General features: G+C 69.8%; 10 protein-coding genes. 5 read left to right on the top strand and 5 right to left on the bottom strand.

Annotation, left to right across the window (positions count from 1 at the left end; genetic code table 11):
• Positions 1-12 precede the first annotated feature (12 nt).
• On the top strand, positions 13-2,409 hold the full coding sequence (lon, locus tag WMF28_RS22570) for an endopeptidase La (protein WP_437595304.1): 2,397 nt from the start codon (positions 13-15) through the stop codon (positions 2,407-2,409).
• A 108-nt stretch (positions 2,410-2,517) separates the two neighbouring features.
• On the opposite strand, the gene WMF28_RS22565 is transcribed toward lon, so the two are convergent.
• Positions 2,518-5,991: an RCC1-like domain-containing protein gene (locus tag WMF28_RS22565; RefSeq protein WP_437595303.1), complete on the bottom strand. Its 3,474-nt coding sequence runs from the start codon at positions 5,989-5,991 to the stop codon at positions 2,518-2,520.
• A 234-nt stretch (positions 5,992-6,225) separates the two neighbouring features.
• On the opposite strand from WMF28_RS22565, the gene WMF28_RS22560 reads away from it, so the two are divergent.
• The 3 genes from WMF28_RS22560 (at position 6,226) to WMF28_RS22550 (ending at position 8,317) form a co-directional block, all read left to right on the top strand.
• The gene (locus WMF28_RS22560; RefSeq protein WP_437595302.1) at positions 6,226-6,585 is read left to right on the top strand and encodes a S16 family serine protease; all 360 of its coding nucleotides are present in this window, start codon (positions 6,226-6,228) and stop codon (positions 6,583-6,585) included.
• 235 nt (positions 6,586-6,820) lie between these two features.
• The gene (locus WMF28_RS22555; protein WP_437595301.1) at positions 6,821-7,945 is read left to right on the top strand and encodes a hypothetical protein; all 1,125 of its coding nucleotides are present in this window, start codon (positions 6,821-6,823) and stop codon (positions 7,943-7,945) included.
• A 60-nt stretch (positions 7,946-8,005) separates the two neighbouring features.
• On the top strand, positions 8,006-8,317 hold the full coding sequence (locus WMF28_RS22550; protein WP_437595300.1) for a helix-turn-helix domain-containing protein: 312 nt from the start codon (positions 8,006-8,008) through the stop codon (positions 8,315-8,317).
• Here WMF28_RS22550 and WMF28_RS22545 read toward each other — a convergent pair.
• A protein-coding gene (locus WMF28_RS22545; RefSeq protein ID WP_437595299.1) for an IS3 family transposase occupies positions 8,293-9,461 on the bottom strand; the annotation gives its coding sequence in 2 pieces (ribosomal slippage) (positions 8,293-9,209 and positions 9,209-9,461; 1,170 coding nt in all). The genes WMF28_RS22550 and WMF28_RS22545 overlap by 25 nt on opposite strands.
• A gap of 1,042 nt (positions 9,462-10,503) precedes the next feature.
• On the opposite strand from WMF28_RS22545, the gene WMF28_RS22540 reads away from it, so the two are divergent.
• Positions 10,504-10,740, top strand: coding sequence for a hypothetical protein (locus WMF28_RS22540; protein WP_437595298.1), 237 nt, complete (start codon positions 10,504-10,506; stop codon positions 10,738-10,740).
• A gap of 19 nt (positions 10,741-10,759) precedes the next feature.
• On the opposite strand, the gene WMF28_RS22535 is transcribed toward WMF28_RS22540, so the two are convergent.
• The 3 genes from WMF28_RS22535 to WMF28_RS22525 all read right to left on the bottom strand — a co-directional run bounded on the left by WMF28_RS22535 (position 10,760) and on the right by WMF28_RS22525 (position 12,901).
• The gene (locus WMF28_RS22535; RefSeq protein WP_437475635.1) at positions 10,760-10,993 is read right to left on the bottom strand and encodes a hypothetical protein; all 234 of its coding nucleotides are present in this window, start codon (positions 10,991-10,993) and stop codon (positions 10,760-10,762) included.
• Positions 10,990-11,193 carry a hypothetical protein gene (locus WMF28_RS22530; RefSeq protein ID WP_437595297.1) on the bottom strand — a complete coding sequence of 68 codons (204 nt, stop codon included), beginning with the start codon at positions 11,191-11,193 and terminating at the stop codon, positions 10,990-10,992. The genes WMF28_RS22535 and WMF28_RS22530 overlap by 4 nt, the downstream gene beginning before the upstream one ends.
• Positions 11,194-11,332: 139 nt before the next feature.
• Complete coding sequence (locus WMF28_RS22525; protein WP_437595296.1) at positions 11,333-12,901, bottom strand: aldehyde dehydrogenase family protein; 1,569 nt, start codon at positions 12,899-12,901, stop codon at positions 11,333-11,335.
• Between the last annotated feature and the right edge of the window lie 326 nt (positions 12,902-13,227).

The raw sequence follows: 13,227 nt of genomic DNA, 5'->3' as shown, positions 1-13,227 counted from the left end.
ACAGGAGTTCGCATGAGCCAGCTTCGCAGCGGCGCCAGCGCGCCTCGCTCTCCGTTCCCTCTGCTCCCGCTCCGCACGGGCGTGCTCTTCCCGGGCACCGTGCTCACGCTTCCGGTGGGCCGCGCCCGCTCGGTGGCGTTGCTCGCCGCGGTGCACCCCGGCGACGTCATCGGCGTGATCGCGCAGCGCGATCCGAAGCGCGAGGATCCGCGGCGCGAGGATCTCCACGACATCGGCACGTTCGCCCGGATCGTCGACGTCACGCGCGTCTCGAACGGCTACCGGCTGGTGATCGAGGGGCTCGATCGTTTCGCGCTCACCTCCCTTGTCGAGGCCGAGCCGTACTGGCGCGCCGAGGGCGCCCTCGCGCCCGAGTTCCCCGGCGACGCCGAGGAGGCGCGCCTGCTCGCCGCGTCGCTGCGCGAGCGCGCCCGCGAGCTCGGCCCGAGGACCGCGACGAACCTCCCCGAGATCGCCGCCGCGAGCCGGGCCGAGCCGGGCCTGTTCGCCGATCAGGTGGCCGGCGCGCTGGGCCTCCCGACCGACAAGGAGATGGAGGTGCTCGCCGAGCTCCGCGTCGTCCCGCGGCTCCAGCGGGTCGCCGGCCTGCTCTCCGAGGCGGCCGCGCTCGCGGATCTGAAGAAGAAGATCGACAGCGACGTGCGTCGCGAGCTCGGCAAGGGCCAGCGCGAGGCGATCCTCCGCGAGCAGCTCCGGGCCATCCAGAAGGAGCTCGCGGGCGGCGAGCAGGGCGAAGACGAGCTGTCGCTCCTCCGGCGGCGCCTCGACGAGGCCGGGCTCTCCGAGGAGGCGCGCGCCGTCGCCGACCGGGAGCTCCGGCGGCTCGAGTCGATCGGCCCGCAGGGCGCGGAGCACAACGTGATCCGCACCTACCTCGAGTGGATCGCCGATCTGCCGTGGAGCGCGAGGGCGGAGGTCAAGGACGACCTCGACGCCGTCCAGGCGAAGCTCGACGAGGATCACCGCGGCCTCGACGACGTGAAGCGCCGCATCCTGGAGCACATGGCGGTGCTCAAGCTGACCGGGAAGGCCCGCGCCACGATCCTGTGCTTCGCGGGCCCGCCCGGCGTGGGCAAGACCTCGCTCGGCCAGTCGATCGCCGACGCCACCGGCCGCCCGTTCGTGCGCATCTCGCTGGGCGGCGTGCATGACGAGGCGGAGCTGCGCGGCCACCGGCGGACGTACGTCGGCGCGCTGCCTGGCCGCATCGTGCACGCGCTGAAGAAGGCCAAGGTGAGGAACCCGGTCGTGCTGCTCGACGAGGTCGACAAGCTCGGCGCGGGCTTCCGCGGCTCGCCCGAGGCGGCGCTCCTGGAGGTGCTCGATCCGGAGCAGAACCGGACGTTCGTCGACCACTACATGGAGCTCCCGTTCGATCTGTCGGAGGTCGTCTTCCTCTGCACGGTGAACGATCTCGGCGCGCTCTCGGCGCCGCTCCGGGACCGGCTCGAGGTCATCGAGCTGTCCGGCTACACGCCGGACGAGAAGATCGCGATCGCGCGGTCGCACCTCGTCCCGAAGCAGCTCAAGGAGCACGCCATCGATCCGGGGTCGCTGTCGATCACGGACGAGGCGCTCGCGGCGATCGTGCGTGACTACACGCGCGAGGCCGGGGTGCGGCAGCTCGGCCGCGAGATCAAGAAGCTCTGCCGGGTGGTCGCGCTCGAGATCGCCCGCGCGGCGGACGGCAAGGTGTCGCGCCGGGTGATCGAGGCGCGCGATCTCGGCGCGTACCTCGGAAAGGTGCGGTTCTTCAGCGACGTCGCGGAGCGGACGAGCGTGCCTGGGGTCGCGACCGGGCTCGCCTGGACGCCGGTGGGCGGGGACATCCTGTTCATCGAGACCTCGCGGATGCCGGGGAAGGGGAGGGTCGAGATCACGGGCCAGCTCGGCGACGTGATGAAGGAGTCGGTGAAGGCGGCGCTCACCTACGTGCGCAGCCACGCCGGCGAGCTCGGCGTCGACACGGCGAAGCTCGAGGCGGAGGACCTGCACATCCACGTCCCGGCGGGCGGCGTGCCCAAGGACGGTCCGTCGGCGGGCGTGACGATGTTCACGGCGCTCACCTCGCTCCTCTCCGGCCGGCGCGTGCGCCCGGACACGGCGATGACCGGCGAGTGCACGCTGCGCGGCCGGGTGCTGCCGGTCGGCGGGATCAAGTCCAAGGTGCTCGCGGCGCACCGCGCCGGGATCACGCGGGTCATCCTGCCGCAGAAGAACGCGCGCGACGCCGAGGAGATCCCGAAGGAGGTGCGGTCCGAGCTCGAGCTCATCTTCGTCGAGGACATGAGCCAGGTCATCGCGGCGGCGCTGGAGGAGGCGCCGATCGAGGCGGTGGCTCCGGTCGGCGCGGGCGCGGCGGCCGGAGAGCCGGCGGCTGCCGCGTGAGTCGCGCGGGGGGGGGCGGCCGGGCGCGGGGTACTCGTCGGAGCCATGGGCCAGCTTTCGCCACCGCGAGCGCGCCTCGACGTGCGGAGGCGCGCTCGCGTGCGAAGCTCAGAGCCCGACGACGGCGATGGGGAAGCTCACCTTCGGGCTGCCATTGCCGAGTTGACCCATGCCCGTCGCGCCCCAGGCCGCGACCGAGCCCGTCCGGCGAAGTACGGCGGTGTGGCTCGTCCCAGCGCTGATGCTCACCGCATCGGCGACGTCCGAGACCGGCACCGGCGTCAGCGCATTGGCCACCGAGCCGCCTCCGAGTTGCGCGCTGTCACCGCGACCCCAGCAGAACGCTCCCCCGAGAGCCGTGACCGCGCAGGTGTACGAGTTCCCCGCGTTCAGGTGCACGACATCGCCGAGGTTCGAGATCGGGATCGGAATGGTGACGTCCGTCATCGTGCCGTTCCCGAGCTGTCCGTAAAAACCGGAGCCCCAGCAGCTCACGGCGCCCGTGCGGTGGATCGCGCACGTGTGATCGCTCCCCGCAGCGAGCCCGATGGCGTCGCCCAGGCTCGTCACCGCGACCGGCGTCAATGCGCTCGTCAAGGTGGCGTTTCCAAGCCGCCCGTTCGCTCCATGGCCCCAGCACGAGACAGCGCCTGATGCGTGCAAGGCGCACGTGTGATAGCTGCCGGCCGCGACGTCGACAGCGTCGGCGATGTTGGACACGGTGACGGGCGTGGTCTGGTCCGCCTTGGAGCCGTCGCCGAGTCCTCCCACGTCCCCATCGCCCCAGCACCGAACTTGCCCGTTCTGGCGCACCGCGCATGTGTGGCGATGGCCTGCGCTGATCGCGACGGCGTCCGTCAGGCCCGACACCGTGACGGGCGTGCTGCGGCTGAGCGCCGAGCCGTACCCGAGCTGGCCATCGGTGCCAAACCCCCAGCACTGGATCTGCCCGTCCTGAAGCAGGGCGCACGTGTGGTAATCGCCCGCGCTGACTTGAACGGCGTCGGTCACGTTGGACACGGCGAGGGGGGTCGTCTGGTCCGCCGTGGAGCCGTTGCCGAGCTGTCCGTCGCCTGCCGCCCCCCAGCACTGGACCTGGCCGTTCTGGCGCAGCGCGCACGTGTGGTATGTACCCGCGCTGATCCCCACCGCGTCACCGAGATTCACGACGGGGGCCGGAAACAGCGCGGTGGCGGTCGATCCATTCCCGAGCTGTCCGTCGCGTGCCGCCCCCCAGCAGCGGAGCTCACCGGTGCCTCGCATGGCGCACGTGTGACGCATGCCCGCCGTCACGGCGCGCGCGTCGCTCAGATCCAGCACCGCAACGCCGGCCGAGCTCGAAGAGAAGCCGCCCTGCCCGAGCTGGCCATCAACGCCATACCCCCAGCACCGGACGGCGCCGTTCCGGCGCAGCGCGCACGTGTGGCCCCAGGACGTGCTCGAGCCGTTGTTATCAGCGTTGCCCGCCTCTATCGCGACCGCGTCCGAGAGGTTCGACACCGCGACGGGCGTGAAGACGTCGTTCGACGAGCCGTTGCCGAGCTGGCCAGCGCGCCCTTGACCCCAGCAAACGGCGCCGCCGTTCGCCCTCACGGCGCAGCTGTGGCCCCCGCCGGCCGATATCGAAATCGCGTCGTTCAGGCCGAACACGACCACGGGCGTCGTCTGGTTCGCCGCGATGCCATTGCCGAGCTGGCCCGCGCTGCCCGCTCCCCAGCACACGATGGCGCCGGTCGCGCGCAGCGCGCAGGTGTGTGCGGCGCCCGCGTCGACGTCGACGGCGTCGGCGAGGTTCGAGACCGTGACCGGCGTCGTCGCTTGCGCCGTCGAGCCATTGCCGAGCTGGCCCGAGCTGCCCGACCCCCAGCACACGACGGCGCCGGTCGCGCGCAGCGCGCACGCGTGGCCGGACGCGACGTCGAGGGCCACGGCGTCGCTGAGACCGGACACGGGGACGGGCGTCGTCGTCGTCGTGGCGGAACCGTTCCCGAGCCGGCCCGAGCTGCCCGACCCCCAGCACACGACGGCGCCGGTCGCGCGCAGCGCGCACGCGTGGGAAGTACCCATCCCGACGGCCACGGCGTCGTTCAGGTTCGAGACCGGCGTCGGCACGCCCGTCGAGATCATGGTGCCATTGCCGAGCTCGCCGTTCGTGTTGCTGCCCCAGCAGTGGACCTTCCCGCCCACGACAGCGCACGTGTTGCGCTCGTTCGCGCTGATCGGGCTCTTCTCACACGCCCCGTCCTCGACCCAGAGCCCCTCGACGCACGTCGTCGACTGGACCCCGCCGGGACACGTCGCGAGCGCCACCTCGTCGTCGACGCACTCATCGGGATCGATGCACGCGCCGGTGTCCACCTGCGCGCCCTGCGTGCAGGTCTGCTGCTGATCGCCGCGACCATTGAGCCCGCACGAAACGTCCTGCGTCGTGCCGTTCGTGCAGACGTCGGGGTCGACGCAGGCGCCATCGTCCTGCCACTGGCCATCCGCGCAACGCTGCGGCTTCGTGCCCGCGCCGTTGTATCCGCAGCCCACCTGCTGCGTAGCGGCGTTCGTGCAGACGTCGGGGTCGGCGCAGGCGTCATCGTCCTGCCACTGGCCATCCGCGCAACGCTGCGGCTTCGTGCCCGCGCCGTTGTATCCGCAGCCCACCTGCTGCGTAGCGGCGTTCGTGCAGACGTCGGGATCGACGCAGGCGCCATCGTCCTGCCACTGGCCCGCGGCGCAACGCTGGGGCTTCGCGCCCGCCCCGTTCAGCCCGCAGGCGATCTGCTGCGTAGCGGCGTTCGTGCAGACGTCGGGGTCGGCGCAGGCGCCATCGTCCTGCCAGTGCCCTGCCGTGCAGACCTGCGGCTTCGTGCCCGCCCCGTTCCGCCCACAGGCCGCCTGCTGCCTAGCGGCGTTCGTGCAGACGTCCGGATCGACGCAGGCGCCATCGTCCTGCCACTGGCCCGCGGCGCAGCGCTGGGGCTTCGCGCCCGCCCCGTTCAACCCGCAGGCGATCTGCTGCGTAGCGGCGTTCGTGCAGACGTCGGGGTCGGCGCAGGCGCCATCGTCCTGCCAGTGCCCTGCCGTGCAGACCTGCGGCTTCGTGCCCGCCCCGTTCCGCCCACAGGCCGCCTGCTGCGTAGCGGCGTTCGTGCAGACGTCCGGATCGACGCAGGCGCGCGGCGGCCAGACGCCGCCCGTGCAGACCGAGGTCGCCGTCCCGGCGCCGTTGTGGCCGCAAGGCTCGCTCTGCTGGGCTCCGTTGACGCACTCGTCCCGATCGTCGCACGCGCCCTCATCGACCCAGACACCGTCGGTGCAGACCTGCGTCTGCTCCCCGTTTCCATTGGCGCCACACGGCACGCTCTGCGACGCGCCCGCGGTGCAGCCGGGGCCCCCGCCGCTGCCGCCTGCGCCGCCGGCCCCGCCCGTGCCGCTCGTGCTGGTTGCCGCGTTGCCGCCGGTCCCGCCCGTGCCGCTCGTGCTGGTTGCCGCGTTGCCGCCGGTCCCGCCCGGGTCGCCGCTGCTCGTGCTGCTGTCGCCTGGCTCGTCGCCGCACGCCACGGTCACGATCGCGACGATCGCGACGAGCATCCGCGCGAACAGCGCTCGACCCGCACCTCGACCAGATACAGCCCTGCTTTCGTCGATGCGAGGGCGCCGCCGAGTGTCCAATGCAATCCTCCGTCTGGCCGTGATGAAGCTTCGCAGGAAACTATAGAATTTCCTTCCTTGTCAAGCTCCGGTCGTGGTCGCATTTGCCCAGAGAGAGTTCACATGAAGGCGGGAAGATCATGGGTCTCTTCTTTTTTTCGCCTTCCCGCCTAGATGCTCAAATTTGACCACTACTCACCTGAGAGGTGCTCGTCCCCGCGCGATCTCGGGCCGCGCGTGCGCTCGGACACGGCGATGACAGGCGAGTGCACGCTGCGCGGGTGGGTGCTGCCGGTCGGCGGGATCAAGGCCAAGGTGCTCGCGGCACACTGCGCCGGGCTCACGCGGGTCGTCCGGCCGCAGAAGAACGCGCGCGACGCCGAGGAGATCCCGAAGGAGGTGCGGTCCGAGCTCGAGCTCATCTTCGTCCAGGACATGAGCCAGGTGATCGCGGCCGCGCTGGAGGGGGCGCCGATCGAGGCCGCGGGCGCGGCGGCGAACGTGACGGCGGCCGAGCCGGCGGCCGCCGCGTAGGGGAGGGGGCTGCGCCGAGCCGCGCGCGCCGGGGGGGCGCGCAGTTCCGGGATGGACCGCTGGCCGCTCCGCCGGTCGAAGATTACCCGCCAGCCGTGGGGGAGCCGCAGACCGGCCCGGGTAGCCGTCGCGCTGGGTGAGGGCGATGGCTCGCCGGAACCTCGAAACCAGGCATCGCGCGCTCGACACACTGCACGGGGGTCCTGTAGCCTCTACCCCACGAAAGGGGTAGTCCATGAGGGAGGCGCTCGCATCGCATGTCCACCGCGTCCGTGAGTTGGCAGAGCATGTCAAGGGCAATGAACAGGCCACGAAGCAAAGCTTGATAGGACCGCTATTTACTCTTCTTGGTTACGACCTGACCGACCCTCGCCAGTGTCTTCCAGAATATCGCGTCGACTTCGGAAAGGACCGCTCGGTCAAGCCGATTGACTGGGCCTTCCTTCAGACCGGACGCCCCATCTTCTTCGTGGAAGCCAAAGAAGCGGGACGGAAGCTCGCTGGCTTCGATGAGCAGCTGGCGGATTATTTCGCGAAGGCGCCGGAGGCGAAGCTCGGAGTTCTTACGAACGGTATCCAGTGGCGCTTCTTTACCGACATTGTGAACGAAAATGTGATGGATAAGGAGCCGTTCGTGCAGTGGGACGTCCTGGCCGACGACCAGCCACCGATCGACTTCCTCACGGTGCTCCAGAAGGCCGAGTACAACGCCAGCCTTCTCCGGACGTTCGCCCAGCGGACCCGCCAGCAGAACCTTCTTGTGCAGGAGCTGGGCAGGCTCCTCGAGCCGGCGCCGGAGTTCACGAAGCTCGCCGTCGCGAGGATCGAGACGAGGAATCTGACCGCTGCGGTGGTCGAGAGCTGGAAGCCGATCGTGGCGAATGCCATCAATGAATGGGCCAAGCAGCGCGCGCTGGCGTCGGTTCTGGAGACCCAGGCCCGCATCAGCGCTCCTCCCGAAGAGCCGCCGGCCCCCAAGGTTGAAACGACGCAGGAAGAGCTCAATGCCTTTGCAACCGCTCAGCGCCTGCTCGGGCCCGAGCGGCCGATCGCTTACGAGGACACCGTATCCTACTTGAAGATGCACCTTCAGGAGAGGCGGACGGCGGTGTTCTGCAGGCTGCTCGCCGGTCGCAAGAAGCCGTGCATCTGGGTGCCTCTGCCGAGCGACAAGGTGGGCCCTCTCGCTGCCTCACTTCCGGTCACCATCCCCCAGCTCGGCTGGTCTTGCATAACGATGGAGTCGATCGATGACCTCGACAAGCTGGGTGAGCTCCTGCGAACCTCTCACGAGCACGTGAAATCGGCGCTGAGAGGCAAGACCGCCGAGCCCAGCGACCGTGGCGGGACAGCCGTCTAGAGCGGGGAGCGGGTCCGAGGTGCACGCTGCTTGCATCCCCATGGCGGGAGGGCAGCAAGGATGCGACCCTGCGGACTCGACCTTCGAGAGCGTATCGTCAAGGCGTACGAGAATGGGGAAGGATCGGTACGCGACCTGGCCGAGCAGTTCGAAGTCGCACCGAAAACCGTGCAGTCCTATCTCACGCTCTACCGGACGACCGGCAGCGTGGCGCCGCGCCCTCGCGCCAACGGGCCGCGACCGAAGATCGACGGGCAAGCCCTGGATGACCTGCGGTCGCTCGTGGCGACGTCCTCCGACGCGACCCTGGACGTTTTGATCCTCCCCCGCTTCCGCGGACAGTTTCATTATGCCGCGAACGCGGTCACGTAGGTCTTCAATTCGAACTCGATCGGGCTCATGTAGGCGAGCCGTGAATGCCGTCGTTTCAGGTTGTAGAAGTTCTCGATGTAGTCGCCGATCGACGCGATGGCGGCCGCTCGCGTCGGGTAGCGCTCGTGCTCGACCAGCTCCGCCTTCAGCGTCGCGAAGAAGCTCTCGGCCACGGCGTTGTCCCAGCAGTCGCCGGCGCGGCTCATGCTCGGGATGAGCCCATGCGCCCCGAGCACCCCGCGGTAATCGTCGCTGGCGTAGGGGCTACCGCGGTCCGAGTGGTGCACCAGCCCAGGCGCCGGGCGGCGCGCTCTCAAGGCGGGCGTCAGCGCGGCGAGCGCCAGGGCGCGATCGTTGGTCGCGCTCGCGGCCCAGCCGACCACGCGGCGCGAGAACAGGTCCAACATCACGGCCAAGTACAGCCAGCCCTCGTCGGTGGGGATGTACGTCACGTCGGTCACCCAGACCTGGTTGGGGGCTTGGGCGTCGAACTGCCGTTCGAGCACGTTCGGCGCGATCGGGCCCTTGTGCCGCGAGTTGGTGGTGCGGCGGAAGCGCCGCTTGCTGCGCGCCGCGAGCCGCTCCGCGCGCATCAGCCGTGCGACCCGCTTTTTCCCGACACGGATGCCGCGAGCACGCAGCTCGGCGTGGATGCGCGGGCTGCCATATCTGCCCCGGCTCTTGTTGTGCACAGCCCTGATCTGCGCGCTGAGCTGGGCATCGGCCTTGGCTCGCGCGGACACCGAGCGACTGGCCCATGCGTAATAGCCGCTGCGCGTGACCTGCAGCACCGCGCACAGCACCAGCACCGGGTAGTGCGCCTTCTCCGCGTCGATGAATTCAAACCTCACTCGCTCTCCTTCGCGAAGAAGGCCGCCGCTTTTTTTAAGATGTCGCGCTCCATCTCTAGCCGCTTCACATCGCGGCGCAGCCGCTGCAGTTCCTCACGCTCCAGCGTCGTCAACGCCCCCGGCGGGCCGTGGCCCGCGTCGGTGTCCGTGCGCTTGATCCAGTCGCGCAGCGCCGTCTCGGTCAGGTCGAGGTCCTTCGCTACCTGGCCAATGCTCCGGTCGCCCGCCTTCGCCAGCCGTACCGCCTCCGCCTTGAACTCGGGCGTGAACGCCCTCCTCTTTCTCCGTCCCATCCCTGCCTCCTGGTGCCTCCGGGGGTGTCCACGGAAGCGGGGGAGGACCAGCACCTCGATCGCCCTCAGCCGTCTACAAGTCGATGGGGCATGCGATCGGCGCGATCACTCCGGCGGACGCTCGCGGCTGGTTCAAGCACTGCGGGTACTGTATCCCTCGGACCTGCTCCCCGCTCTAGAACGTCGATCACATTGAAATTCCGCTAAAATCGACTCGTGGGAAGAGGACCGCTAGGGCGCAAGGGGCGCAAGGGGGGGAGATGAATATAATTATATCTCTGTTCCCTTGCGCCTCTCGCGCCCTTGCGGTCTCTCGTCTGACTGGGTGCCGCGCCCTTCCAGCGTGCTCCTCGGCGGATCCGACGGGTGCCACAATCTGTTGAATTTAGCTGAAGTTCAACCCGATTGTCGCTCTAGGCCCGCGTGGGGGGCCGGATCGCATAGGCCGCTGATACAGGTCCTGTCCTGCCGCCGGCTCCGCGGTGACAGTGAGCGAGGTGGCGCTGGCCTTCCCGCCGATCTCAACCTCTGTCTCAGCGGCCGCCGGCCCCTGCCGGAGGCCCCCCTTTCAAGGGCGGGAGCGGGAACCTGAAGCCTGGCGCCTGGAAGATGCAGCCTCTCCGCTCGATGGGCATCGTCCTGGTTCGCGTCGCATAACCAGGATGCGACGCGCGCAGGGTGTACTTGCCCGCAGCATGGACGACCCACGAAGGCATGTTGGATGGAGAGCTTGACTTCACGCAGTGGACCTCGGACATCCTGGATGGAGAAGTTAACTTCACACAGGGGGCTTCGGACATCCTGGATAGAGAAGTTAATTTCACGATCGTGACAATGTTCTTCTAACTATGTGTAAAAAAGTCGCACGAATAGGCCTAGTTCCCGGCAAACCCAGGCCTCGATCCTGTCAAGATTTATGGCATCTTGCCGCTTTCCCAGGCGATCTCTGTCCGAGGAGGCAGCCCATGCCGAGGAACGACGGGTACACCCTCGGGGAGATCGCCGAGGAAGCCGGAATGAGCGAGCGCTTCGCAACTCCATCGTGACCTACGCCACGCTGCTCGGGTACGAGGCGCGCGCCGCCGGCGTCAACGCCTGCTGGGAGATCCCCGAGGCGAAGCGCCGCTTCAGCGCCGCCTCGTTCCGCAACGCCCTGCGGAGGCTCCGCCCGAAGCGCCGGGGCAGCGCCGCCGCGGAGCCCGAGGCCGCGCCCGCCGAGGCCGCGCCCGTCGAGCCCAGGCCCGCGAATCCCAGGCCGGTCGAGCCCGCGCCGGTCTGACGACTCGTCTCTGGAGCGCTCAGCGAACGCGATAGATGCGGAGCACGGTGATCGCTCGCGCCTCACGATCGATCGCGAGCACCACGTCGTGGAAGCCCGCGCTGAGGAGGTGGTGAGGCGCCTCCCAGGCGAGCTCGCCCTCGCCCGTCTCCGCGAAGCGAACGACCGCCCGGTCGATCATGAAGGCCGAGTGCATCGGCAGGCGGTAAAATGTCACCAGGGCGGGGAAGTTCCAGACGACGCGGAAGCTCATTCGTCCTGCGCGCGGGCCAGCTCCTCCAGGGCCCGCGGCAGATCCTCGTGAGCGACGAGGCGCGCCCGCCCCGCCGTGATGTCGGCGAGGTCCTGCTCGAGCTCGGCGCGTTGCTCCGGCGTGAGCCTCTGTACACGCGGCGCGCGGTCGATGGCCGCGAGGATGGGGTCGCTCGGCGAGGCACCGGGGCGGGTGGGCATGGGTTCAGCGTGGATCGGAAGGGGGCACGGGAGCAAGCGGCACGAAGCCAAAGGGCGGCCGTCCCCCCCCCCCCGGCGGCCGTCCCCCCCCGGCCGTCCCCCCCGGCGGCCGTCCCCCCTGGCGCCGCGCCGCGCCCGTCTAGAACAGCTCGCCGATGCGCCGGAGGAAGCTGCCGCTCGAGTAGAGCGCGCGCATGCCGCGCTTGAACCAGCCGTACGACGACTCGGTGTACGGGAACCACGTCGGGTCCTTCGACCCGAGCGCGATGCGGTCCGCGTTGATGTGCTTGACGTCGCACATCTGCCGCAGCCCGTCCTCGCCCATCACCCGGCCGAAGCCGCTCTGCTTGATGCCGCCGAACGGCGCCTCGGGGAGGGCGCCGTTCATGAGCACGTCGTTCACCAGCACGCTGCCGGCCTGCAGGCGCTCGGCCAGCCGGCGGGCGTGATCGGTGTCCTGCGAGAAGACGTAGGCGTTCAGGCCGAGGTGCGACTCGTTCGCGAGGCGGATCGCCTCCTCCTCGGTCGCGACCTGCATGAACGGCACGACCGGCCCGAAGATCTCCTCGCTCATCACCGTCATCCCGTGATCGCAGCCGGCGAGGATCGTCGGCTCGAAGAACTGGCCCTGCCCAGGTGCGCGCTTGCCGCCGGCCTTCACGCTCGCCCCCTTCTCGACCGCGTCCTTGATGTGCCGCTCGGCCACGTCGAGCTGCGGCGGGAAGATGATCGCCCCCACGTCGACGAACTCCTTGCCCGGATCGCCCTGGTTCAGCCCCTTCGTGATCTCGACGGTGCGCTCGAGCAGGCGGTCGTGGATCTCGCGGTGCGCGTAGACCCGCTCCACAGCGACGCAGACCTGCCCCGCGTTCGCGAAGCCGCCGAACACGATCGCCTGCGCCGTGCGCTCGATGTCGGCGTCCGCGCACGCGATGAGCGGCGCCTTGCCGCCGAGCTCCATCACGCACGGGATGAGGCGCTCCCCGCACGCGGCCGCGACCTTCCTGCCGGTGCCCACGCTGCCGGTGAACAGGAGCATCTGGATGCCGCTGTCGATGAGCGCCGCGCCGGTCGGCCCGTAGCCGGTGACGACCTGGAAGAGATCCTCCGGCATGCCCGCGCCGTCCCAGATCTCCTTCTGCTTGAGCGCGATGAGCGGCGTCACCTCGCTCGGCTTGAGCACGGCCGCGTTGCCCGCGACGACCGCCGCGAGCACGTCGCGCAGCGCTAGCTGGAACGGGAAGTTCCACGGCGAGATCACGCCGACCACGCCGCGCGGGGTGTAGTGGACCCAGCTGCGCCGGTGCTTGAAGAGGTGGAGCCTGATCTCGCGCGGCTCGAGCGCCTTCGCGGCGATGCCGGCGAAGTACGTCGCCATGTCGGCCGCGACGAGCACCTCGTGCAGGAGCGCCTCGTGGCGCGGCTTGCCGCACTCGCGCGAGATCAGGTCGACGATCTCGTCGGTCCGGTCGACGATGGCGTCGCGGAAGCGGAGGATGCGCTGGCAGCGCTCCTCCACGGGCAGCGCGCCCCACGCCTCCTGCGCGCGCCGCGCCCTGGCCACCGCGGCCCGCACCTCCTCGGCGCTCGTGTTCGGGGCCTCCCCAAGGAGGTCCCCGGTCGCCGGCGCGTAGCTGCGGATCGTCGCACCCCCGTGCCCGTTCATGCCCGGACCGCTGCCGTTGCCCCCGATCGAGCGTTCGCTCACCACCTGACCCATGTTCGATCCCTCCGCCTGTCGAGCCCGCGTTGCCGCCGGATTGTCTCCGGGGCTGGCTGCTCGGCGCCCGGACCGTACCCCCCCAGCGAAGGTACAGCAAATGAGCATTTGCGATGTTTCCCGATGATTCCCGACAAAATTGCGCGCGATCCGCCCCCCGGCGCTCGCTGTTGCGTCGCGGACAAATGGTGAGCACACCGCGGCGGCGCCAGGGGGGCCGGGCGGCGTGGGGCGCGCCGGTGCGTCGGGCCGACCCTGGTTGGCGTCTGGGGCGGACTCTCGGCATGACGTCGGCGAGAGGAGCCGGTATACGC

This window comes from Sorangium sp. So ce590, from assembly GCF_051521365.1.
GTDB lineage: Bacteria > Myxococcota_A > Polyangia > Polyangiales > Polyangiaceae > Sorangium.
The sequence above is the reverse complement of the archived record's forward strand: the minus strand, read 5'-3'. Positions and strand labels throughout refer to the sequence as shown.